Origin of the sequence: Bradyrhizobium sp. (assembly GCF_035935975.1) — a bacterium.
In the GTDB taxonomy this organism is placed as follows: domain Bacteria; phylum Pseudomonadota; class Alphaproteobacteria; order Rhizobiales; family Xanthobacteraceae; genus Bradyrhizobium.
In genome coordinates, this window is sequence record NZ_DASYWN010000060.1 from 1 (window position 1) to 23879 (window position 23879).

A 23879-nucleotide genomic window follows, 5' to 3' on the forward strand; every position below is an offset into this window, starting at 1 on the left:
GGAAGCCAATCCTCCCCCGGAACACGGTCGTCGCGCTGCGCTCCGCATGGCTCCGCGCGCCGCCCTCAAACCACGCCAACCTCACTCAAGCCAATCGAATGCCCTTGACTCACAAATCCCCATATGAGGGTGGGCAAAGCGAAGCGTGCCCATCATTGGAAGTGGTGGGCACGGCGCCAGAGCGCCTTTGCCCACCCTGCGAGTCTGCCGGAACGGCAGACACCGACCGTAACGCCCCCCGCATTGACTCCCCCTCCCAGGTTGGCGAAAAGCGCGGCCGTGACGACAGCTCCTGACATCACCATGCCCCCCGGCGGTGCCGCGCGCCGGCCCCTCGTCATCGCCGTGCTCGTCATTGCCGCGATGACGCTGCTGCGCATCGTCTACGCTTCGGTCATCGAGCTGCGCACCGACGAGGCCTATTACTGGACCTGGTCGAAGGAGGGCGCGCCGAGCTTCCTCGACCATCCCCCCATGATCGCCTGGTTCGTCCGCTTCGGCACCGCGATTTTCGGTGACACGCCGCTCGGCGTTCGTTTCGGCGGTATCGTCGCGATGCTGGTGACGCAAGTGCTGCTCGCCGACATCGTCCGCCGCCTCTCCCATGATGTTCGCGCGATCGTGTTCGCGGTGCTGATGCCGGAAGCAGCGCTCTATTACGGCCTGCTGATGGCCAAGGTCGCACCCGACGTCGCCATGATCCCGTTTGCGGTGGCGATGATGTGGTCGCTGGTGCGGCTCGCGCAGAGCGGCGACGGCCGCTGGTGGCTCGCGGCCGGCCTGTTTGCCGGGCTGTCGATGCTGTCGAAATTCACCGCGATCATGTTCGCACCCGCAGTTGCCGCCTTCCTGCTGGTGCCGGATTGGCGCTGGCGCTGGTTGCGCAGCCCATATCCGTATCTCGCGGTGCTGGTCGCCATCGCGGCGTTCTCGCCGGTGCTGATCTGGAACGCGCAGCACGACTGGGCCTCGTTCCGTTTCCAGGGCGTGCGCGCCACCGCCAATTACGGCATCTCGCTGCGCACGATCGGCGACTACATCGGCCTGCAATTCGGCCTCGTCGGCTTCGTCATGCTGCCGGTGGTGCTCACGGGCCTCGTGATCACCGCATGGCGCGGCTATCGCACGCGCGAGCCGGTCGCGATCCTGCTGTCGACCGCGGTGCTGGTGCCGTTCCTCTATTTCCTGTTCAAGTCGCTGACGCTCCGGGTCGGCGACACCTGGCCGATGTTCATGTGGCCGGTCGGTTTCGCCGCCGCCGCAGTCAACCTCGTGATGCTGTCACGCGAAAAATGGCCGGCGTGGCTGATCCGCTCGAGCCTGTTCTGGCTGAAGACGGCTGTTATCTCGGGCATCGCCTTCGTCATCATCGTGTTCCTCTACTACGTCGCCGCACCCTGGAATCTGCTCGGCAAGATCGATCCGATCGGCGCCGAAGCCGGCTATGAGCAGGTCGCCGCGCGCGCGCAGGCCGCACTTGACGAGACCGGCGCGACCTGGATCGCAACCACGGACTACCGCACCTACGCCATGATGCGCTGGCTGTTCCGGGGCCGCGTCCCCGTGATCGAGATCAACGAGCGCGGCCGCTTCCAGGATTTTCGCGATCCCGGCATGGACAGGGTCAAGGGCCACGCCGGCATCTATGTCGGCCGCGAGCCGGACAATCGCTCATCGCTGTGGGACAGCATTCCGGCGAAGCGCGAACAACTCGGCCAGGTCGAACGCCGCTGGCGCGGCGTGCTGACGGATATCTATGTGATCGAAAAGCTCGATGGCTGGACCCCGGAGCTGTCGCCGCCGAAGGGCTCGCCGTTGTTCCAGTGGCGCGTGCTGGCCCTCTTCTCCCTCTCCCCGCAAGCGAGGAGAGGCGAAGAGCCTACTCCTCGTCGTCTTTCTTCCGCAGCAGATCCGTCGCGAGGTCCGACAGTTTTGGCGGCGGCAGCGCGGCGAACGGCAGCGGTCTTGTGACATCGATTGCCGCTAATCCCAGCCGCGCCGTCAGCAGCCCGTTCAGCACGCCTTCGCCGAGCCGCTGCGACAGCTTTGCCGCGATGCCGTGGCCGAGCATCTGCTGCACCAGGCTGTCGCTCGCGGCCATGCCGCCGGTGATGGCGAGATGGGCGATGACGTGACGGAGCAGGCGGATCATGCCGAGCGCGCCGGGGCGGCCGCCATAGAGATAGGCGAGCTGGCGGATCAGGCGCAGTGCGGCCACGAACACGAACAGCACGTCGATCGCCGCGCGCGGGCTCACCGCCGTCACGATCGAGACTTTTTGCGCGGCTGACGAGACAAGCCTGCGCGCCTCCGCATCCAGGGGCGACATCAGCTCGCGCTCGGCGAGGCGGATCATGTCGGCGCCGTCGATGATCTCGCCGGTGTGGCTCTCCAGCGTGGCGCGGGCGCGCGCGAGCTGCGGGTTCTGGTGCGCGATCTTGAGCAGGTCCTGCACGATGACCCGGCTCTCCTTGCGATCGTCGCTGGCAAGCACCGCGGCCGCGCGCTCATGCAGCTTCTCGATGGTCGCAAGGCGGGCGAGGCCAAACGCCTCGCGGCCGATCACCACCGCCAGCGCCAGTGCGGTGACGAAGGCGAAGGCAACGCCGACGAAGCCGAGCGTTTCGCTGCGTGCGAACAGATCCTCGATCAGACGCACGACGCCAAGCCCGGTGCCTAGCAGCGTCAGACCGCCGAGCCCGGACCAGAACAGCGTGCCCCAGGGAAAGCCGCGGCGTGCGGCGCGTGCTGCTTCGATCGGCACCGGCAGCGCCTGAGGATCGTGCTCCGGCGTGATCTGGATGGTGGCGCGGCTGAGCCGGCTGGTCTCGTCGGCTTCGGTGACGACGACGCCGGGATCGTCGAGCCGGAACGTCGCCGGCCGCCGCGGCTGGGATCGGTCGTTCATGCGAGCTTGTCTCCGATCAGGAACTGCAAGGCACGGTCGAGGCGGATATGTGGCAGCACGGGTTCGTTCGTTCCCTCGCGTTCGAGCCTGGGCGGGCGGAAGCGCAGGAAGCGGAAATCGCTCTTCTCGGCAATCTGCGTCGAGAGGCCGCGGAACGCATCGGTGCCGTTGAACAGCGGCTCGGGGTCGAGCGGCAGGTCGCCGGGAAAGGTCGCAACCTCGGTGTTGCCGTCGAAGAACTCGCCGTTGGCGCTTTCGCCGGCGGCCGGTGTTCCCAGGATCGACGGCAATCTGTCGCGGCCATGCGAGACCTGCGCCTCGCGCGTGGCGCGCACGGCGGCGAGCGCGACGACGTCGATCGCCGCGCCGGTATCTTCCGCGCGCGCAACGGCACGCGTGACTGCACGGCGCAGCACAGCCTCGAGCCGGTCGTGGCTGGAATGATGCAGATGGTCGGCCTTGGTTGCCGCGAACAGGATGCGGTCGATGCGCGGCCGGAACAGATTGGACAGCAAGGTGCTGCGGCCGATGTTGAAGCAATCGAGAATGCCGGCCAGCGCGGCTTCGAGATCGTGCAACGCCTCGGGGCCGGAGTTAAATGCGGCGAGCGCATCGGCGAGCACGATCTGGCGATCGAGCCGCGCGAAATGATCGCGGAAGAACGGCCGCACCACCATGTCCTTGTAGGCCTCATAGCGGCGCACCATCATCGCCCACAGCGACCCCTCCGGCGCCTGCCGGTCTGCGGGTACGTCGAGCGGCGCAAAGGTCAGCGCCGGGGTATCGGCGAGATTGCCGGGCATCAGGAAGCGGCCGGGCGGCAGCAGGCTCATCGCAAACCGTTCGTCGCGGCAGGCGCGCAAATAGTCCGTGAACAGCTTTGCGGCCGTGAGCGTGGCCTGTTCGTCCTCGCGCGCCTCGGGCTTGAGCGTTGCGAGATGCGCGTGCCAGTCGGCGGCGAGATGCGCGCGCGGCGCTTCGCGCGACAGCGCTAAGCTTTCTGCGGACCATTGCTCATAAGTCTTTTGCAGCAGCGGCAGGTCGAGCAGCCATTCGCCGGGATAGTCGACGATGTCGAGCGTCAGCGTGCGGTCGGCGCCGTTCGGGCGCTGGTAGTCGATGACGAGACGCAGCTCGCTGATGTCGACCGTCGAATTCGGCCAGCGCCGCTCCTCGATCAACGCGCGCAGATGGTTCTCATAGGCAAAGCGCGGCACGGCGTCGTCAGGCTGCGGCGCCAGATGCGCCCGCGCGATCCGGCCCGATGCATAGGCCTCGAACACCGGAAAGCGGCCGCCGCGCGTCAGCCCGTGGATCAACGCGGTGATGAATACGGTCTTACCGGCGCGCGACAGGCCGGTGACACCAAGCCGCACCGTCGGATTGAAGAAATGCTCGCCATAGTCGATCAGCGCCCGGGCCGACAGGCGCGCCTCTTCGACCATATCCTGAAAGCTGAATGCCATATGAACGTGATTGATCCCGGGGGCGGGGCGGAACAGTGGAGCCGTTCACAAAAGTGGCAATTGCGTGAGGAAAATCAAGCTTCATACTTCCACCGCCTTTGTCGGCAAATCAGCCGTTTGAAGGACGCGCCGGTCGCGAAAGACCCATACAAGAGGGCATTGCCTCAGCCTTTGCGGATTGCCATGACCGTCTTCCAATTGAAGCAGCTCGCCTCCCATTCCGTCCACGCCGCGGCCGACGTGGTCGGCTGGCACTACGACCGCGCCGAGCTGATCGCCGACGGTGTGGTCCACGCCATCGGCGTGCTCTCCGGCATCATCGCCGCCACCGTGCTGGTGGTGCTGACCGCGATCTATGCCGATGCCACTGACATCGTCGGCGTCTCGATCTATGTTGCCGGGCTGCTCTCGATGCTGGTGCTGTCGGCGACCTATAATCTCTGGCCGGTCTCGCCGGCCAAATGGCTGCTGCGGCGCTTCGACCATTCCGCGATCTACCTGCTGATCGCCGCGACCTACACGCCATTCATCCTGGAGGTGAAGGACAGTGTGTTCGCGCTGGTGCTGCTCGCCGGCGTCTGGTGCGTCGCCATCCTCGGCATCGTGCTGAAGCTGTTCTACCCCGGCCGGTTCGACCGCGTCGCGGTCGGCATCTATCTTGCGATGGGCTGGAGCGGCGTGATGCTCTACGACGCCGTGGTCAGGGCGTTGCCGGCGCTGGTGCTGGGCTTCATCCTTGCCGGCGGCCTGTTCTACAGCTTTGGCGTGATCTTCCACGCCTGGCGGCGGTTGCGCTTCCAGAATGCGATCTGGCACGGCTTTGTCTTGGCCGGCGCGGCATGCCATTATACCGCGGTGCTTGACCTCGTGTTGAGCTGAGCAGGTTCCGCGCGGCGGCATAGGCTGCGCGGCATACGCGCGAAGCGCGGTATAAAAGAGAGGAGACGTCGCATGCAGGTGACCGGCAAGGTCGTGGTCGTCACGGGCGGCGCAAACGGCATCGGCAAGGCGCTGTGCGAGGCCTTTCACAAGGCGGGTGCGGCCAAGGTCGTCGTCGCCGACATGGACGCCGCCAATGCGCGCGCCGTCGCGGCCACGGTGGATGGCGCGGCCTTCAAATGCGACGTCGCGCAGGAAAAGGACATTGCTCACGTCATCGAGGAGACCGAGCGGCAGTTCGGCCCGATCGAATTGTTCTGCTCCAATGCAGGCATCGGCGGTGGCTTCGATCCGATGTCGGTCAACGCCGGCGGCGCCTCCGACGAGCCGTGGCAGCGGAGCTGGGCGATCCACGTCATGGCCCATGTCTATGCGGCGCGGCATCTCATCCCCCGCATGAAGACGCGCGGCGGCGGCTATTTCCTCAACACCATCTCGGCCGCAGGCCTGCTGTCGCAGGTCGGCAGCCCGGCCTATTCGACGACCAAGCATGCCGCGGTCGGCTTTGCCGAAAACCTCGCGATCTCGCACAAGGCGCACAATATCAAGGTCTCGATCCTCTGCCCGCAGGGCGTCGACACCAACATGCTGCGCTCGATCCCGAAAGGCCCGCAATCCGGCGACGGCGATCTCACGCCCGAGCAGGTCGCGAAAGACGTGCTCGCCGGCCTCGAGCAGGAGACATTCCTGATCCTGCCGCACCCCCAGGTCCTCGGCTACATGCGCAAGAAGACCGAGAACTACGACCGCTGGATCGGCGGCATGGCCAAGATCCAGGCGAAGATGCGGGAAGAGTTCGGGAAGTAGGCGGACGTTGTTGCCGCGTTCTCGGTCCCGTAGCCCGGATGGAGCGCAGCGTAATCCGGGGCCGCTTGAGCTTGTGGCAAGAGCCCCGGATTGCGCTGCGCTCCATCCGGGCTACGGCAGCCTCATGCCGCCGTCTCCGCCCCATCCTCCACCCGGCTCTGCCTGAGCGCCCGCGCATAGAGCATCATCCCCTCGCGTACCGTGCGCTGCTCTGCCTCCGTCAACGCCGCCAGCGCGCCGCGCACCTGCTGCCGGCCGAACGCATGCAACGCCTCCAGCGTGCGGCGGCCCTTCGCCGTCAGCGAGAGCAGCTTGCTGCGCGCGTCGAGCTCATCTTGCGTTTCGCGCAGCTCGCCGCAGTCGATCAGCTTGCGCACCATGCGGCTGACGCTGGATTTCTCCAGCCGCAGGAAATCGCCGAGCTCGCCTGAACTCAGCGGCCCGCGGATGCCGATCTCCAGAATCGTGTGCACGGCCGAGGGCGGATAGTCTGAGGCCGCCACCGTCGCATCCATGAAGCCGAGCTCGCGCACCATCAGCCGCGAGGCGGCACGGATGTCGTCGATCAGCGCGAGTTCAGCCACATCTTGACTCCCGGCATATAGTTGTACCATACAACTATATGCGCGCAACGAGGCGCGCAAGCGTTTTGGAGTGGGCCATGAGCGGAACCTTGCCGACCGGCGAGCGGATGAGAGGCAAGGTCTGCCTCGTCACGGGCGGCGGCAGCGGCATCGGCCGCGCCACGGCCCTGCGGATGGCATCTGAAGGCGCCGAGGCGGTTCTCGTTGCGGGCCGCCGCGAGGCCGAGATCGAGGCCACCGCCGCGGCATGCCGCAAACTCGGCGCAGAAGCCATTCCGATCAAGACCGACATCACGAAAGAAGATGACGTCGCGCGACTGGTGCGCACGGCCGTCGAACGTTGCGGCCGGCTCGACGTCGCCTTCAATAATGCCGGTTTTCAGGAACGCCGCGCTCCGTTGGAAGAGCAGGGCATGGAGACCTACGACAACGTGTTCGATACCAACGTCCGCGCGCTGTTCCTGTGCCTGCGCCACCAGCTTCCAGCGATGCTGGCGCAGGGGCGTGGCAGCATCGTCGTCAACGCCTCGGTCAGCGGCGTGCGCAATCCGAATCCCGGCTTCTCGCTCTACTCGGCGTCGAAGGCCGCGGCGATCTCGCTGACACGCTCGGCGGCAATGGAGAACGCACCGCGCGGCATCCGCATCAACGCCATCGCGCCCGGCCGCGTCGTCACCGACATGATGCTGCGCGCCGGCGTCGGCGATATCGCAACGGTGAGCGCGGGCCTGCCGCTGCGGCGGATGGGCAGTCCGGAGGAGGTCGCAGAGGCCGTGGTGTGGCTGTCGTCCGACGCGTCATCCTATGTCGTCGGGCATGTCCTTGCGGCGGATGGAGGATTCCTCGCTTCGTAGCCTTGTAGCCCGGATGAGCGAAGCGACATCCGGGGCCTTTGCTACAGCACCCCGGATATCGCTGCGCTCATCCGGGCTACGGCGCCGTCAATGCTTCTGCCCGTACAGCACCGGCACCGCCGAATCCACGACGACCTCAATCAGGCTCGCGCCCTCATACGCCATTCCGCGCTTCAGGGCGTCACCGAGCTCCGCCGCCTTGCTCACCCGCACCGCATGGCAGCCCATGCCTTCGGCGAGCCGCACGAAATCGATCCCCGGCAGCTCCAGCCCCGGCACGTTGCGCACCTGCATCACCTGGCTGAACGAGCGCATCGCGCCGTAGCCGGAATTGTTGATGACGACGATGGTCAGCGGCAGTTTTCGCTGCGCGGCGGTCCACAGCGCCTGGATCGAATACATCGCCGAACCGTCGCCGATCAGGCACACCGTGCGCTGCTTCGGCTTGCCGAGCGCCATGCCGACTGCAGCGGGCAGCGAGTAGCCGAGGCCGCCGCTCGCCATGGTGTAAAAACTGTCCTGGCCGCGCATCGGCAAAAACTTCTGCATCGCCGGCCGGTGCGAGGGCACTTCCTCGACCAGCGAGGCGCCATCCGGCATTGCCTGCGACAGCGAGTGCAGCAGGAATTCGACCGGCAGCGGATCGGCGGCTTGCGGCGCCGGCGGCAGCGTGCGGCCCTTTGGCGTGGCGCGCTTACTCTCCGGGAGCATGTCGAGCAGCAGGCTCAGCGCCGGCTTCATCGTCGCAATGATGCTGGTGCCGACGGGTGTGACCGCGGCCGCATCCGCATCATCGGTGATCTGGAAGATCGTCGCGCCGCCGTCGAAGATGGCGGCATGGCCTTCGACGTGGAAGGTGAAGACAGGCGCACCGATCACGACGATGAGGTCGTGCTCACGCAGCGCGTCGGAGAGCTGTGCGGGCGACGCATGCAGGAACCCCGCGAATTGCGGATGCCGCTCGGGGAACGAGCAGCGCGCCGAGAACGGGCTGACCCAGACACTCGCCTTGGCCTTCTCGGCGACGCGCACCATCAGGTCCACTGCGCCGGCGCGGTCGACACCAGGGCCGACGACGAGGGCTGGGTGCTTTGCCGAACCGAGCGCGGCCACCAGCGCCTTCATCGCATCGGCGTCGGGGCCGATCTCGCGGCTGACCTTGCGTGCCTCGACCGGTGCGCAGGCATGCGCCCAGTCGTCGATCGGGATCGACACGAAGGTCGGCCCGCACGGCGGCTGCATCGCGGTGTAATAGGCCCGCGCGATCGCGGCCGGCACGTCCTCGGGCCGCGCCGGCTCGACGCTGTACTTCACATAGGGCCGCGGGAATTCGGAGGCGCGCTCGGCATAGAGGAATGCCTGCAGCGGCAGGATCGAGCGCGCCTGCTGGCCCGCGGTGATCACCAGCGGCGTCTGGTTGCGATGCGCGGTGTAGATGTTGCCGAGCGCGTTGCCGACGCCGGCCGCCGAATGCAGGTTGACGAAACCGGCATTGCGCGTCGCCTGCGCGTAGCCGTCGGCCATGCCGACCGCGGAGGCCTCCTGCAGCGCCAGCACGTAGTCGATGTCGTCGGGCCAGTCGCTCAGGAACGGCAGCTCGGTCGAGCCGGGATTGCCGAACACCCTGTCGATGCCGAACGAGCGCAGCAGGTCGAGGGTCGCCTGCTTCACGGTGACGGACTTGCTGCCGGTCTTGCCGTTCTTGGACATTGGTTTCCGTCCCCATTCATTCCTCATCCTGAGGAGCTTGCGAAGTGAGCGTCTCGAAGGATGAAGGCCCGGCTGGTGGCCTCGCCCTTCGAGACGCCGCTACGCGGCTCCTCAGGGTGAGGGTCTAGCTTCCTACATTGCCGCTTCGCTCGCAACGACGACGGACAGGCGGCGGTGGCTCACCACACCGCCGTCCCCTTCATCGTCGGCTGTCCCTCCGCATTTGCGGTCCACAGCTCCAGACCCGCCTCGGTCTCGTTGGCGTTGATCGAGAACTCCGAGCCCTCGAACAGCGGCTGCACGCCGCGATAGGTAAACTTTTTCGGCGCCTTGCCGCCGCGCAGTTTTGCGGCCATCTCGATGATGAAGGCCGCCTGCAAGGGCCCGTGAAAGATCAGGCCCGGATAGCCTTCGACCTTGGTTACGTAATCCCGGTCGTAATGGATGCGGTGGCCATTGAAGGTCAGCGCGGAATAGCGGAACAGCAGCACGGGATCGGAGACATGGGTCTCGCGATGCTGCGCCTTCGGCAGCGGAGGCGGAGCCTTGGCCGTCGCCGGTGCGTTGCTCGTCATCTCGCGATAGACGATGTCCTGCCGCTCGCGGATGGCGGTGCCGCGCGGCGAGGAGATGCTGTGCTCGACCGAGACGAAGCACAGCGTGCCGGTCGATCCCGTCTTCACCTGCACGTCGGCGATGCGCGAGGTCCGGGTCGATTCATCGCCGACCTGCAGCGGCTGCAAAAACTCGATCTCGCCGCCGGCCCACATCCGGCGCGGCAGCGGTACCGGCGGCAGGAAGCCGCCGCGGGTCGGGTGGCCGTCGGGCCCCAGCATCGACATCGGAAACACCGGCTGCGCCAGGCACCAGTGCACCGTGAACGGCGCGGCGTCGCCTGTCCTGGGTTCGCCGACCTCCTGGAACAGTGTCGCGCGCAGGCCCATGACGAGCTGCGCGGTGACGATGTCGGTGGCTTCCGTGCTGCGGCCGATCCATTGCCTGAGATGATCGATGTCGAGCTTCTCGGTCATGACGCCTCGCTCTTCTTACTTTTTGGATTGCGGCTTTTCGCCGATCGCGGGCACCGCGCCGTAGGCGCGGGTCTCGCCGACGATGATCGGCGCCGGTGCGGGATAGCTTACGCGGCCGTTTGGGGTATCGACCTCGATGCGGCGTAGATGCGGGTGGTTGGTGAGGTCGGCCATGGTGTTGACCTCGGCAAAGGCGATGTCGGCGTCGGACAGCCGCTTCAGCAGCTCATCGCGCGTCATCTTGCCGAAGGCATCTGCCACGGTCTTGTCGGTGAAGTCGCGGTTGCGCACGCGCTCGACCATGTTGGCGACGCGGGGATCGGCCGGCAGATCCGGCTGGTCGAGCACCTTGACGCAGAGCGTCTTCCACTCGCGCTCGCTCTGGATCGAGATCAGGATGTCCTTGCCGTCCCTCGAGGTGAACACGCCATAGGGCGCGATCGAGGGATGTCGCAGGCCCATGCGCTTGGGCGGATTGCCGGCTTCCGAATTGAGCAGCGGCACGGTGCACCAGTCCGCCATCACGTCGAACATGGAGATGCGGATGTCACAGCCCTTGCCGGTGCGCCCGCGCCCGATCAGCGCTTCCAGGATCGCCGCGTGCGCGGTGGCGCCGGTCGCGACGTCGACGATCGACATGCCGACGCGCGAGGCGCCATCGGGATTGCCGGTGATCGAGGCGAGCCCGCTCTCGGCCTGGATCAGGAGATCATAGGCCTTGCGATGGGCGTAAGGACCTTCGTCGCCATAGCCGGTGATCGTGCACGAGATCAGCTTTGGATAGTCCTTCAGCAAGCGTTCGCGCGAAAAGCCGAGCTTGTCCATCGAGCCCGGCTTGAGGTTTTGAATGAGCACGTCGGCGCTGGCGATCAGCTTCTCGAGCTCGGCGCAGCCTTCCCTGGTGGCGAGATCGACCACCGCCGATTGCTTGCCGCGGTTGAGCCACACGAAATAGCTGCTCTGGCCCTTGGCTGCGGCGTCATAGCCGCGGGCGAAGTCGCCTTCGGGCCGCTCGATCTTGATCACCTCCGCGCCGGCATCCGCCAGGCGCGAGGAGCAGAACGGGGCCGCCACCGCCTGCTCGACCGCAATCACCCTGATCCCGTCAAGTGCTCCCATGATGGCGGCCTCAGTACGAGCGGGGCATGCCGAGCACGTGCTCGGCGACGAAGGACAGCACGAGGTTGGTCGAGATCGGCGCGACCTGATAGAGCCGCGTTTCGCGGAATTTGCGCTCGACGTCGTATTCCTCGGCGAAGCCGAAGCCGCCATGGGTCTGGATGCAGGCATTCGCCGCTTCCCAGGACGCATCGGCCGCCAGCATCTTGGCCATGTTGGCCTCCGCGCCGCAGTCGAGCCCGGCCTCGTATTTGCGCGTGGCTTCCTTCACCATCAATTCGGCCGCGCGCATCGAGGCGTAAGCCTTGGCGATCGGGAACTGGATGCCCTGGTTCTGGCCGATGGGGCGGCCGAACACCGCGCGCTCCTTGGCGTAGTTGGTGGCCTTGGCAATGAACCACTTCGCGTCGCCGACGCATTCGGCGGCGATCAAAATGCGCTCGGCATTCATGCCGGAGAGGATGTAGCGGAAACCCTTGCCTTCCTCGCCGATCAAATTCTCCGCCGGCACCTTCATGTCGGTAAAGAACACTTCGGTGGTGGCGTGGTTCATCATGGTGCGGATCGGGCGGATCTCGAGGCCGTTGTTCTTGGCCTCGCGCATGTCGACGATGAACACTGACAGACCATCGGTGCGCTTCTTGACCTGCTCCTTCGGCGTGGTGCGCGCCAGCAGCACCATCAGATCGGAATGCTCGGCACGGCTGGTCCAGATCTTCTGGCCGTTGACGACGTAGCTGTTGTTGCCTTCCTTGCGCGCGAAGGTCTTCAGCGAGGACGTGTCGGTGCCGCTGGTCGGCTCGGTGACGCCGAACGCCTGCAGGCGCAATTCGCCGCTCGCGATCTTCGGCAGGTATTTTGCCTTCTGCTCGTCATTGCCGTGCCGCAGCACGGTGCCCATCGTGTACATCTGGGCGTGACAGCCACCGCCGTTGCACCCCGCGCGCTGGATCTCTTCGAGGATCGCCGCGGCGGCGGAGAGCTTCAGCCCCGCGCCGCCATACTCTTCCGGGATCAGCACCGAGAGATAGCCGGCCTGCGTCAGCGCGTCGACGAAGGCTTTTGGATAGGCCATCTCGCGATCGAGCTTGCGCCAATATTCGCCGGGAAACTGCGCGCAGAGCTTTGCGACGGCTTCGCGGATGTCGGCGTGATCTTCGGTGTGGTGTTCTTCACTCATGGCGTTTCCCGTATCTAGCGGCAGTTAAGATAACGCCGGCCGATCCTCTGGCGTTGTGAAAACATCGCCAGCCCCCTATGCTCATTTGCTATAGCGTATGAAGTAGCCTTCCAGGATTGGCAAGCATGGATTTCCGGCAGCTCAGGACCTTCAGTTGCGTGGCGGAGCTCGGCAGCCTGTCCAAGGCCTCCGACACGTTGCGCGTGGCGCAGCCGGCGCTCTCCAGGCAGATCAAGCTCTTGGAACACGAGCTGCGCACCGAGCTGTTCACCCGCAACGGCCGCGGCATGGTGCTGACCGAGGCGGGCCGGCTGCTGCTGGCGCGCACCTCCGGCATCGTGCGGCAAATCGACCAGATCCGCGACGACATCCAGTCGGCGCAGGGGCCGCCCTCGGGGCAGGTCGTGCTCGGCCTGGTTCCGACCGTGAGCTGTGTGCTGTCGGCGCGCTTCGCGCGGCGCTGCGTCGAAAAGTTTCCGGGTATCTCGCTGCGCATCGTCGAGAGCTATAGCGGCCATATCGTCGAATGGCTGCATCGCGGCGAGATGGATCTCGCCATTCTCTACGGTCGCTCGGCCGATCTGCATCTCAATGTCGAGAGTCTCGGCCGCGACAACATCGTCGCGGTCGGCCCGCGCGGCTGCGGGTTGGCGCGCAAGAAGAACGTCGATATCGGCTGGCTGCTGCGGCAGCGGCTGGTGCTGCCCAGTCACTCCCACGGCCTCCGTGCGCTGATCGAGCACGCCGCCGCGCAGCGCAAGATCAAGCTCAACGTCCAGCTGGAAGCGGATTCGTTCCGCGTGCTGACCAGCCTAGTCGAGGAGGGCCTCGGCTTCGCATTGCTGCCGCCCTCGTCGGTCCACGGCGAGGTCGCGGACGGGCGGCTGGAAACCACCGCAGTCTCGAAGCCGATGACGCGCGAGCTCATTTTCGCCTCTCCGATCGACCGCCCGGCCTCGACGGCCTCGCTCGCCGTCACGACACTTTTGCGGGAGGAAGTCGCCGCCTGCCGCAAGGAAGGGGTCTGGGACATCAAATTGAGTTAGATGCGTGTCGTAGCGGTTTAGGACAGAAGGGCGCGTGCGGCCCATCGCATGTTGTGCGAGCTGTCATGCCGGAATTTTATATCCGCGCTAAAGGTATCGACCCTCATCCTGAGGAGCGCGTCTTCGCGCGTCTCGAAGGATGAAGGCCCGGTCGGTGGCCTCGCCCTTCGAGACGCGCGCGAAAAGCGCGCTCCTCAGGGTGAGGGGATGGAGTTGAGCGCCCCGCAGGGGCGGGGAGCCGCTACCCCGGTATCCGCACCGGCAGCGACTCATATCCCTTGATGAAGCTCGAATAGATCCGCTTGGGCTCGCCGACCACCTCGATGCGGTCGAAGCGCTTCAGCATTTCCTCCCAGACGATCCGGAGCTGCAGCTCGGCGAGGCGCATGCCGACGCAGCGGTGGATGCCGAAGCCGAAGGAGAGATGCGTGCGCGGGCGTGGGCGGTCGATGATGAAGTCATCAGGCTTCTCGAACATCTCCTCGTCGCGGTTGCCGGAGACGTACCACATCACGACGCGGTCGCCCTTCCTGATGTGCTTGCCGCCGATCTCGGTGTCCTGGAGCGCCGTCCGGCGCATATGGGCCAGCGGCGTCTGCCAGCGAATCACCTCGGGCACCATAGAATCGATAAGCTCCGGATTGGCGCGCAGTCTGTCGTACTGGTCCGGGTTCTCGTTCAGCGCCAGCACCGAGCCGGTCATGGTGTTGCGCGTGGTGTCGTTGCCGCCGACGATGAGCAGGATGATGTTGCCCATGAGGTTGTCGGGGTCCATGAAGCGCGTGGCGTCGTTGTGCGCCATCAGCGACAGCAGATCGTTGCGCGGCGCGGAGTTGACGCGCTCGTTCCAGAGCTTGGACATGTAGGCGTAGCACTCGTCCATCTCGCGGCGGCGCTCTTCCGCCGAGGCGACGATGCCGCTCTTGGGCAGCGCGGTCGCGACGTCGGACCAGCGCGTCAGCTTGCGGCGCTCCTCCCAGGGGAAGTCGAACAGGGTCGCCAGCATCTGGGTCGTCAGCTCGATCGAGACGCGCTCGACGAAGTTGAAGGTCTCGTTGCGCGGCAGATTGTCGAGCACGGTCTGCGAGCGCTGCCGGATCAGCTTTGCCAGCTCGTCCAGATGCGTCGGCGTGAACATCGGCGACACCGTCTTGCGCTGCGACGAGTGCTTGGGCTGGTCCATCGCGATGAAGCTCGGCCAGTCGTAACCCTCGGGCACGTCGCGGATGCCGATGCCGCCGAGCGTCGAGTCCGATGAGAAGATGCCGTGATTGGTGTCGACATGCATGATGTCGTTGTACTTCACCACCGACCAGTACGGGTCGATCGGCGCATTGGTGCAGTAATGCACCGGCTCTTCCTTGCGCAGCCGTTCGAACCACGGCCACAGCGTGTCGTCCTGGAACAGCCGCGGCGCGCCCGGGTGGAATTGCGCCAGCGGCGTCGCATAGGCCTCCTCGCGGGCCCTGCGCATGCGTTCGGCCTTGTCCACTTTGAGCGGCGTTTGGATGTTCATGGTGCTGGCTCCAATGTCTCGTCGTCTCTCCCCTGTCCCGCCGAAGCCTTGGCGAAGGCGGAACGCAGGGAGATGGAGGTGTTTCACGCCGCAATCTTGACCGGCAAGGTTTCAAGACCCTTTACGAAACTCGAATAGACCCGCTTGGGTTCGCCGATCACGTCGATATGGTCGAAGCGCCTAAGGATCTCTTCCCAGATAATCTTGAGCTGGAGTTCGGCAAGCCGCAAGCCGACGCAGCGGTGGATGCCGAAGCCGAACGAGAGATGCGTGCGCGGGCGGGCGCGGTCGATGATGAAATCGTACGGTTTCTCGATCGCCTCCTCGTCGCGGTTGCCCGAGACGTACCACATCACGACCTTGTCACCCTTCTTGATCTGTTTGCCGCGGAACTCGAAGTCCGCGAGCGCGGTGCGGCGCATGTGCGCCAGCGGCGTCTGCCAGCGGATCACTTCCGGCACGAAACTGTCGAGCAGCGCGGGGTTTTCGCGCAGCTTGCGATATTGCTCCGGATGCTGGCTCAGCGCGAGCAGCGATCCCGACATCGTGTTGCGGGTGGTGTCGTTGCCGCCGACGATCAAAAGGATGAGATTGCCGAGGAAGTTCTTGGCGTCCATGTCGCGGGTGGCGGCGCCATGCGCCATCATCGAGAGCAGATCGCTCTTCGGCGGCTCGGCGATGCGCTCCTTCCACAGCCGCGCGAAATACTGCGCGCATTCGGTCAGCTCGACCTGGCGCTCGTCCTCGGTCGCGACCAGGCCGCCGGGGCCGGGAATGGTGGTGGCGACGTCGGACCAGCGCGTCAGCTTGCGGCGGTCCTCCCAGGGGAAGTCGAACAGCACCGCCAGCATCTGCGTGGTCAACTCGATCGAGACCTGGTCGACCCAGTCGAACTCCTCGCCGCGCGGCAGATTGTCCAGGCACTCGGCCGAGCGCTTGCGGATGTTGAGGGCGAGATTGTCCAGATGCGTCGGCGTGAACATCGGCGCGACGGTCTTGCGCTGCGCCGCGTGGCGCGGCGGATCCATCGAGATGAAGCTCTCGCGGCGCAGATCCGGATCGATGTCGCGGATGGTGATGCCGCCGAGCGAGGAGGCCGAGGAGAACACCGAATGGTTGGTCTCGATCTCCATGATGTCGTTGTAGCGCGTCACCGACCAGTACGGGCCGAACATCGAATCCTTGCAATAGTGCACGGGATCCTCGCGGCGCAACCGATCGAAATAGGGCCAGAACGTATCGGTCCTGAACAGCTCAGGATCGCCGGGATCGAACTGCTCCAGCGATAGTGATGATGCGCGCTCGCGCAATGCGTCGAGCTTGGCCGCGGTCTCGATGGTCCCGTGCATGACCGTTCTCCCTGACGAACGCGCGCGTTTGTTTGATATTCTGCGCTGCGGTATTGGACTACAATTACAACGCGTTACGTGCGTCGGAGCAAGCGACAGTTTTGCCACAAGATAAGTGAGTCGTGGTAGCCCGGATGGAGCGAAGCGAAATCCGGGATTGAGGCCGCTGCGGACGCTGTCCCGGATTGCGCTGCGCTCCATCCGGGCTACGAAACCACCGCGTGGCCTGCCGCACGCCGTTCGACCTGGAATCCTGCGAGAAATCGATCGAAATCGAGGTGAATCGAACCCGCTCATCTTGGGGATCGACTAACCTCTGATCTATAGTTTGATCGGATCAGGTCAGCATCCCGAGGTTGCCGCCGTGAACGACATGCAATGGGCCCCCATCGGCTCCGAACCCTTACCCCCGCCGCTGCCGCCGACGCGGGTCGAATTCACCGGCGATCGCTCCGTGTTCCGCAAGATGGTCACCAAGGGTGCCATGCTGGAGCTGGTCACGTTCGGCTTCTACCGGTTCTGGCTGGTCACCGACATCCGCCGTCATCTCTGGTCGAACACCGCCATCGACGGCGATGCCGCCGAATATACCGGCCGCGGCAAGGAACTGTTGATCGGCTTTCTGTTCGCGCTCGCGATCCTGGTGCCGATCTATCTGGCCTACTTCCTCGTCGGCATCGAGTTCGAGCGCTGGCAGGGCTTTGCCTCGACGCCGCTGTTCATCAGCTTCTACGCCTTCGGCCAGTTCGCGATTTTTCGCGCGCGGCGCTATCGCCTGACGCGCACGGTCTGGCGCGGCGTGCGGTTCTGGATGGACGGCTCGGGCTGGGTCTATTCGTTCCGCGCGATGGCGTGGGGCCTGCTCGTGTTCCTGACCCTCGGCCTGGCGCTGCCGTGGCGCGCGGCTTCACTCGAACGTTACAAGATGCAGCACACCCATTACGGTGATTTGCGCGGCGACTTCGCAGGTGACGGCTGGGAGTTCTTCAAGCGCGGCTGGTGGCTGTGGCTGCTGAGCCCGATCGCTTTGCTCATCTTCCCGCTCGCCCCGTTCTTCTATGCCGAGTTCAAGGCGCGCGAGTGGTGCTGGTGGCTCAACGGCATCCGCATCGGCGGCGTCAGCGTGTCCTCCGAGTTGCCGCACAACGCGTTCTACGGCCTTTACTGGAAAGTGATCGGCTGGTGGATCCTGCTCAGCGTTCTGTTCGGGCTTTACATCGCCGGTGCGGCCGGGCTGCTCTCGGCAGCCGGCGTGCCGGCCACGGGCCCCGACGCGATCGTGCGGAGCATCCCGCTTCTGGTGATGATGGTGATCGGCTATCTTGCCCTGGCGCTTGCACTGAACGTCGTGATGCGCATGTATCTCCAGCACGATATCTGGGTGAAGGCGCTCGAAACGCTCCAGGTGCATGATATCGGTGCGGCGGCGGATGTGCAGGGGCGCGGCGATCTCGCCAGCGCGCTTGGCGAAGGCTTTGCCGATGGGCTCGATGTCGCAGGGTTCTAGGTCGTGACCGATACATCTGTCGAGGCGGCGGCAGAGGCCGCAAAGCCGACGATCTTCTTCGACGGCGTGTCGAGCCGCCGGCGGCAGGTTGCGCTGACGCTCAGTGATGCGCTCGTGATCGCCGAAGAGGGCGGGGCGCCCGTCAGCTGGGCCTATGCCGATATCCGCCGCGCCGACAGTCCCGCCGGCGTGCTGCGTCTCGCCTCGACCTCGGCGCCGCCGCTGGCGCGGCTCGAGATCCGTGACGTCGCGCTGGCCGCGCAGGTGACCGCGCGCTGCACCCGTCTCGACGAGCACCAGACCACGCGCCGCGGTATTGCAAAAATCGTCGGCTGGTCGGCCGCAGCCGCCGTCTCCATCGTCTGCGTCGTGCTGTTCGGCGTGCCGCTTGCGGCCGACCGTCTCGCGCCGCTGGTGCCGAAACCGATCGAGCGGCGCATCGGCGATGCGTCGGAGGTCCAGGTCAAGACCATCTTCGGCCGCCGCGTCTGCGAAGACCCCGCGGGCAAGGCCGCGTTCACGAAGCTCGTCAACCGCCTGCGCGATGCCGCCGGCCTCGACGACGACGCCACGACGGCGGGCGTGCTGCCGAGCTCGGTGCCGAATGCGTTCGCGTTGCCGGGCGGCAAGGTCTTCGTGCTGAACGCCCTGATCGACAAGGCCGAAAGCCCCGACGAACTCGCCGGCATCCTCGCCCATGAGCTTGGCCATCTCAAGCATCACGACAACATGCGGGGCCTGATCTACAACGGTGGCACCTCGTTCCTGATCGGCCTCCTGTTCGGCGACGTCACCGGCTCATCCGCCGTGATTTTCGCCTCTCGCAGCGTGGTCGAGGCTTCCTATTCGCGCGAGGCGGAGACTGCTGCGGACACGTTCGCAATCGAGATCATGCACAAGCTTGGCCGCTCGCCAAAACCCGCGGCCGAGCTGATGTTTCGCATCACCGGCAAGGAAGGTGGATCAGGCTTCACGATCCTGGCGAGCCATCCGCTCACCGAGGACCGACTCGCGCGCATGACGAAGGAAGATCGTCCCGCCAGCGGCCCGCCGCTGTTGACGGACACGGAATGGCGGGCGCTGAAGGGCATCTGCGGCAGCGGCAAGATCTGATGCAAGCAAGGCAGGCGACTGCCACGCCGCAGGTCTCCTCGATCAGTGGATGCGACCGAGCGTCTATTGAAACTCCGTGAGGAATTCCGTTGTATCGAGCTGCATCGGGATCGAGATCTTTACGGTTCTCTCCGGATTTTGCCTCACGACATACATATCGATGAGCTTGGCCCCGGAGAGGGATCGTTCCACCGTCGCACCGGTCCTCATGTTGACCGCCGTTGCTCCGCAGTCCCGGAAGTCGACCGTGCCATAGTCCGGCAGCGGCTGCGGGAAGGGATTGGGCGGGATCGCCGGTCTCTCCGTCACCCATTCAGCCGTCGCTCCTGAAACCTTGAACGGCTGTCCCCAGCCGGGCTGGGGTGGGTCCTGAAAGAAGTGCACGAAGCGGCGGGTCGTGACATTCTTCATCATGAACGAGACCCGCGCGCGATCGCTCGCCACCTGCATGTAGCACATGATGAGATCGCCGGCATGAATCGCCGGTGCAGTGAGTTTGATGGGGAACGCCTGGCCATTGAGGTCTCTGACCCACCATTGCCACCACGCGTAAAATGACCTCACCGGGACGCCAGCGTTCAGCTTGATATCTTGCGCCGTGCCAAACTGCGGAAGTGTCGACATGTAGTATCGACGCTGACCGTCAAAACCGATCCATGTCGAGCTGCGATCATCGTCGCTGGGTCCGCCGCCAGGAGGCGGGTTCGGCGTTGGAACCTGGAACTCCGCCCAAATCGCCGAAAATACCGTTCCATCTCTGGGCGTGATGTAGGCGCCAGACCAATTGGGACTGGTCTGCCGCCGAGGCGATTGCCCGGAAAATCCGCGCGCCTGAGTCACGATAGGGGGAAATAGATCGAAATCGAATTCTTGGAACGCCAATTGCTCCGCGAACATCCTTTGCCAGAACGCGTATTCGGCCGGCTGGCGCTTCCGATCCGGCCGCACCGGGAACGCGAACTTCTTCAGGTCGTCCTGCGACGCAGTCAACGGGTCGAATCCTGCGGGCGGTGGAGTGCTCTTTACCGAAGCTTTGACGATTTGCCTCAAGGCGCCGAGGTCGAATCTGGGGTGCAGCCCTTGCTTGTAGCTCATTGCCATTCCCCTGCTGCTGCGGTCACGGCGTCATCGAACATTGACACGGCGCCTTGTGTCAGGATCGCGCTATTGATCAAATCCGCCAACCTGGCCCCGCCCGCGGAATCTGCGGGGTAGTGCAAGCCGGCAATCTCGCGATTTCGCGCGATCTCGTCTGCCAGAACCGTCAAGTCGGCGCTCCACACGTTCTGGTCGGCCACAGGCATTGACGCCGTTGCCGCAAAAATCCTGAGCATGCAGTTCTTCATCAGATGCGCCTGCGTTGAGTGCCCGCTCGGCCAGGATGAGTGGCCGGGCACGGGGATCGGCGGCAGCAATGCGGGGCAGATCTGTGTTGGTCTGGGCAAGTCCCACTCGCCCTTCAAATACAATGCCACAAACGATCCGATCAGACTGGCGATGTTCAATACGCGCCAGGTCTGCGGATGCGTTGCCGGTCGGATCGTCAGGACGGCCAGGAAATCAGAGAAGAATTCGCCGTCCTGTGCGAGGATGAGTCCCATGGCATCCGGCCGTTCGTCGCGAGCGGCAAGCACAAGGTTGTCAATCTGGCTGTTGTAGTCGGCGACAAGGGCATTCCGAATGTCAATGAGCTCCTGGTCGCCATCGACGGTCGCCGTCCAATGCGGGACATTGATCAGCATCTGATGCAAGACACGCCACGCGTACCAGTTTGCCGACCATTGCCGGTCGCCGAAATGGCCTGGTGGAGTCCTGCGCAGGGAGCCAAGCTCGCTTAATCCGTCCGGAGCAAGCCTTGTGACGAATGGCAAGTCGACCCGGTCGGGAATGAACCAGCCAACACCGCCGATGCTGCCTGTGTTACCGGTATTGCCCGTGTTCCCCGTATTACCCGTATTTCCGGTATTCCCCGTATTGCCTGTGTTACCTGTCATGACGTCTTCCCTTCTTTGAAAGTTGTCGCCATCAGTCGGCATCAGTCGGGAAGCCCCGCGGATCGGAGGTGCCCGAGCCAGGTTTCCAATGCAGCGCCGCGAAATGGGCAGCGTTTCGCATAGGATGATATGCAGAAATCCGGTTGAATCTGCAGGTAGCGATGCGCCGCCTGCGCAGCCTCTTCCTGACGGCCCAACGCTCCGAGCGTGACGATGAGAAGGCGCTGATTGAAACGGATGAGCTCGTTGCGGCTCACCGCGCTGCGCACCCACTCCAATGCTTGCTCGTAGTCGCCATTCACGTAGTGAGCCTGCCCCAGCAATCCCTCGTGCCAGAACGAGCGGGCGTCGAGCGGGGAGAGCCGTACGCCCTGCTCACCTTGGCGCACGGCGGTGGGGCCATCACCCAGAAAGCCCGACGTTGCGCTTGCCATCGTCCAGGCCATGGCCGAGCTCGGGCCGGCGGCAACCGCGCGCTCCAGCGCAATCTTTGCCTTGTGAAAATCACCGAGCAAAAATGACTGGACGTGGCCATACACCGCCAACGCGAATGCGTCGTCGCCGCCTCGGGCGATGGCCTCCGCCGCATATTTGGCGCCGGCGACGGCGTCGCCGTCCGGATCCGGCGATCCGATTTCTCCGATCCGGAACACGTACCAGAGAGCGGCGTAGGAATAGGCCAGCGCATAACTGGGGTCGTGCGATATCGCCTGCTCGAGCAGACCCCGAGCCTTCGAAAACGAATCGTAGTCCATTCGGTACAACAGGTCGAATGCCTGCAGCACGAGTTCATAAGCGGTCAGATTCTGGGGGTGCTTGCGCATTGCGCGCAGCAATTCCCGCTCGCGCACCTGCGGCGCGATCTGCCTTACGACACTGATGGCAATTCGATCCTGAAGGGCAAACAGTTCGCTGACGTCGCCTTCGTGCAGATCCGATCGAATGATCTCTCCCGATTCGGCGTCACTGAGTTCGGTCCCGATGCGGATCGTTGTCGCTGTTCGTTGCACCCCTCCATAAAGGACGTAACGGACGCCGAGCTGACGGCCGATTTCACGCACGTCGATATTGCGGCCGCCAAAGCCGAGGCTGGCCCCTCTCGATACGACGAACAGCTCCTTGAGCCCGGCAAGGCCGCGGATGATGTCGTCAACAACGCCGTCCGCGAAATAGCCCTCGTCGGGGTTGGAGAGATTCATTCGGAACGGCAGAACGGCAATCGAGGGGCGCGGCTCCTGACCCGCGAGCGCTTCCCCGACAAGCTTTGCGGGCTGCGTGGGCGGGTGAAGCGCATACACTCGGACCGGTCGCCCCATATTGCGAAGATGCAGATCGCCGAGATCTATGACGTTGACGTCGAAATCCTTGCCGAGCTGCTCCGCGATTGCGCCCGAAACGACGATGCCGCCGGCCTGCGCATAAGTTTGAAGGCGCGCCGCGATGTTGACGCCGTCGCCATAGACGTCATCTTTCTCCACGATGATGTCCGCAGCGTTCAAGCCCATGCGAAAGCTGATGCGCTGGTCCGCGGGCATCCCCGCGGTATTCGCGGCCACCGATTCCTGCAGCGAAAGGGCGCAACGCGTCGCATCACGCGCGGTATCGAAGGTTGCCAGGAAGCCGTCGCCGGTATTCTTGACGATCTTCCCGCGGAGCGCGGCGACACCAGGGTCAAGGACCTCCGAACGCAACCGCATGAGCCGCGTGTGAGTGTCCAGCTCATGCGCCTCCATCAATCGGGTATACCCAACCACATCGGCTGCGAGGACTGCCGCTAGGCGTCGATGAACTCCCGGCACGGATGGGGGCATATGACTGATGCTTCTATGTAATTCTATGAATGCGTCCGAAAAATAGGGAATAATGCCTGCCGGCCTCGAGAAGGATACCTTCATCGCAGGCGCAAAGGAAGGGCACTACAATCTGAGCGGATTGTGGCGATCGAAGGTTTGCCCCGTGTGCATGATCAAGCAGGACACATCTGCAAGTTGTCCGCCGCCAAGACAGAGCGGGTCGGTGTGGCGGCTTGCCGGTTATCGCGTACCGTAAGCGCGGTCGCCGGCGTCGCCGAGGCCCGGCAGGATGAAGCCGTTCTCGTCGAGGCCTTCGTCGACCGCGGCCGTCCAGATCGGGACGTCAGGATGCAAGCCGCGCAGCCGCTCGAGGCCTTCCGGAGCCGCGATCAGGCACGCCAGCCGAATGTCCTTGGCGCCGCGCTCCTTCAGGCGATCGATCGCGGCGACGGCCGTGTTGGCTGTCGCGACCACAGGCGTCACCACGATCGCCAGGCGCTCGCTGAGGTCGGACGGCGATTTGAAGAAATATTCGACCGCGGCAAAACTCAGGGGCTCGCGGTAGAGACCGATATGGGCGACGCGCGCGGTCGGCACCAGATCCATCATGCCGTCGACGAAGGTCGTGCCCGCGCGCAGCATCGGCACGAACACCAGCTTCTTGCCGGCGATCTTGGCCGAGTGCATCGTTGCGAGCGGCGTCTCGATCACGGTGTCGGTGAGCGGCAAGTCGCGCGTCACCTCGTAGCAGAGCAGCATGCCGATCTCCTTGATCAGCTCGCGGAACGACTTTGTCGAGATGGACTTGTCGCGCACCAGCGTCAGCTTGTGCTGCACCAGCGGATGATCGACGATCGTGACGCCTTCCATGATCGGATGCTCTCGCTTCTTCCCTTCTCCCCTTGTGGGAGACGGTGGCGCGCAAAGCGCCGGATGAGGGGTTCTCTCCGCGAACTTCACTGA

20 protein-coding genes are annotated in these 23879 nt (G+C 64.7%); 7 read left to right on the top strand and 13 right to left on the bottom strand.

What is annotated here, in order from left to right; all coding sequences use genetic code 11:
* Positions 1-303 precede the first annotated feature (303 nt).
* Positions 304-1971 carry a glycosyltransferase family 39 protein gene (locus VGR99_RS37930; RefSeq protein WP_326905137.1) on the top strand — a complete coding sequence of 556 codons (1668 nt, stop codon included), beginning with the start codon at positions 304-306 and terminating at the stop codon, positions 1969-1971.
* Here VGR99_RS37930 and VGR99_RS37935 read toward each other — a convergent pair.
* Both VGR99_RS37935 and VGR99_RS37940 read right to left on the bottom strand, forming a co-directional pair.
* On the bottom strand, positions 1880-2908 hold the full coding sequence (locus tag VGR99_RS37935) for a TIGR01620 family protein (RefSeq protein WP_326905054.1): 1029 nt from the start codon (positions 2906-2908) through the stop codon (positions 1880-1882). The two genes, VGR99_RS37930 and VGR99_RS37935, sit on opposite strands and share 92 nt — an antisense overlap.
* The gene (locus VGR99_RS37940; RefSeq protein ID WP_326905055.1) at positions 2905-4374 is read right to left on the bottom strand and encodes a YcjX family protein; all 1470 of its coding nucleotides are present in this window, start codon (positions 4372-4374) and stop codon (positions 2905-2907) included. The genes VGR99_RS37935 and VGR99_RS37940 overlap by 4 nt, the downstream gene beginning before the upstream one ends.
* Positions 4375-4557: 183 nt before the next feature.
* Between VGR99_RS37940 and trhA the strand changes: the two genes are divergently transcribed.
* Both trhA and VGR99_RS37950 read left to right on the top strand, forming a co-directional pair.
* Positions 4558-5253, top strand: a complete 696-nt coding sequence (gene trhA, locus VGR99_RS37945; RefSeq protein ID WP_326905056.1) for a PAQR family membrane homeostasis protein TrhA — start codon at positions 4558-4560, stop codon at positions 5251-5253.
* A gap of 72 nt (positions 5254-5325) precedes the next feature.
* Complete coding sequence (locus VGR99_RS37950) at positions 5326-6120, top strand: SDR family oxidoreductase (RefSeq protein WP_326905057.1); 795 nt, start codon at positions 5326-5328, stop codon at positions 6118-6120.
* A gap of 122 nt (positions 6121-6242) precedes the next feature.
* On the opposite strand, the gene VGR99_RS37955 is transcribed toward VGR99_RS37950, so the two are convergent.
* Complete coding sequence (locus tag VGR99_RS37955; RefSeq protein ID WP_326905058.1) at positions 6243-6704, bottom strand: MarR family winged helix-turn-helix transcriptional regulator; 462 nt, start codon at positions 6702-6704, stop codon at positions 6243-6245.
* Positions 6705-6781: 77 nt separating this feature from the next.
* On the opposite strand from VGR99_RS37955, the gene VGR99_RS37960 reads away from it, so the two are divergent.
* Entirely contained in the window at positions 6782-7558 is a 777-nt protein-coding gene (locus VGR99_RS37960; protein WP_326905059.1) for a glucose 1-dehydrogenase, read from the top strand.
* A gap of 87 nt (positions 7559-7645) precedes the next feature.
* On the opposite strand, the gene mdlC is transcribed toward VGR99_RS37960, so the two are convergent.
* From mdlC to VGR99_RS37980, 4 genes are all read right to left on the bottom strand, one after another.
* The gene (gene mdlC, locus VGR99_RS37965; protein ID WP_326905060.1) at positions 7646-9268 is read right to left on the bottom strand and encodes a benzoylformate decarboxylase; all 1623 of its coding nucleotides are present in this window, start codon (positions 9266-9268) and stop codon (positions 7646-7648) included.
* A 179-nt stretch (positions 9269-9447) separates the two neighbouring features.
* Entirely contained in the window at positions 9448-10299 is an 852-nt protein-coding gene (locus tag VGR99_RS37970) for an FAS1-like dehydratase domain-containing protein (protein WP_326905061.1), read from the bottom strand.
* Between the two features lie 15 nt (positions 10300-10314).
* On the bottom strand, positions 10315-11418 hold the full coding sequence (locus tag VGR99_RS37975; protein WP_326905062.1) for a CaiB/BaiF CoA-transferase family protein: 1104 nt from the start codon (positions 11416-11418) through the stop codon (positions 10315-10317).
* Positions 11419-11428: 10 nt separating this feature from the next.
* Positions 11429-12598, bottom strand: coding sequence for an acyl-CoA dehydrogenase family protein (locus VGR99_RS37980; protein ID WP_326905063.1), 1170 nt, complete (start codon positions 12596-12598; stop codon positions 11429-11431).
* 125 nt (positions 12599-12723) lie between these two features.
* Here VGR99_RS37980 and VGR99_RS37985 point away from each other — a divergent pair, with 125 nt between their 5' ends.
* The gene (locus VGR99_RS37985; protein WP_326905064.1) at positions 12724-13644 is read left to right on the top strand and encodes a LysR substrate-binding domain-containing protein; all 921 of its coding nucleotides are present in this window, start codon (positions 12724-12726) and stop codon (positions 13642-13644) included.
* Positions 13645-13885: 241 nt separating this feature from the next.
* Here VGR99_RS37985 and VGR99_RS37990 read toward each other — a convergent pair whose 3' ends face one another.
* Positions 13886-15160, bottom strand: a complete 1275-nt coding sequence (locus VGR99_RS37990) for a cytochrome P450 (protein ID WP_326905065.1) — start codon at positions 15158-15160, stop codon at positions 13886-13888.
* A gap of 83 nt (positions 15161-15243) precedes the next feature.
* Positions 15244-16509, bottom strand: a complete 1266-nt coding sequence (locus VGR99_RS37995; protein ID WP_326905066.1) for a cytochrome P450 — start codon at positions 16507-16509, stop codon at positions 15244-15246.
* Positions 16510-16873: 364 nt separating this feature from the next.
* On the opposite strand from VGR99_RS37995, the gene VGR99_RS38000 reads away from it, so the two are divergent.
* Together VGR99_RS38000 and VGR99_RS38005 are read left to right on the top strand one after the other, a co-directional pair.
* The gene (locus tag VGR99_RS38000; protein WP_326905067.1) at positions 16874-18016 is read left to right on the top strand and encodes a YjgN family protein; all 1143 of its coding nucleotides are present in this window, start codon (positions 16874-16876) and stop codon (positions 18014-18016) included.
* 3 nt (positions 18017-18019) lie between these two features.
* Positions 18020-19129, top strand: a complete 1110-nt coding sequence (locus VGR99_RS38005) for a M48 family metallopeptidase (RefSeq protein WP_326905068.1) — start codon at positions 18020-18022, stop codon at positions 19127-19129.
* A gap of 63 nt (positions 19130-19192) precedes the next feature.
* On the opposite strand, the gene VGR99_RS38010 is transcribed toward VGR99_RS38005, so the two are convergent.
* From VGR99_RS38010 to upp, 4 genes are all read right to left on the bottom strand, one after another.
* Positions 19193-20026, bottom strand: coding sequence for a G1 family glutamic endopeptidase (locus VGR99_RS38010; RefSeq protein WP_414645221.1), 834 nt, complete (start codon positions 20024-20026; stop codon positions 19193-19195).
* 194 nt (positions 20027-20220) lie between these two features.
* Positions 20221-21123: a hypothetical protein gene (locus VGR99_RS38015; protein WP_326905070.1), complete on the bottom strand. Its 903-nt coding sequence runs from the start codon at positions 21121-21123 to the stop codon at positions 20221-20223.
* 41 nt (positions 21124-21164) lie between these two features.
* The gene (locus tag VGR99_RS38020; RefSeq protein WP_326905071.1) at positions 21165-23018 is read right to left on the bottom strand and encodes an adenylate/guanylate cyclase domain-containing protein; all 1854 of its coding nucleotides are present in this window, start codon (positions 23016-23018) and stop codon (positions 21165-21167) included.
* A 138-nt stretch (positions 23019-23156) separates the two neighbouring features.
* Positions 23157-23786 carry a uracil phosphoribosyltransferase gene (upp, locus tag VGR99_RS38025; protein ID WP_326905072.1) on the bottom strand — a complete coding sequence of 210 codons (630 nt, stop codon included), beginning with the start codon at positions 23784-23786 and terminating at the stop codon, positions 23157-23159.
* Positions 23787-23879: the final 93 nt, after the last annotated feature.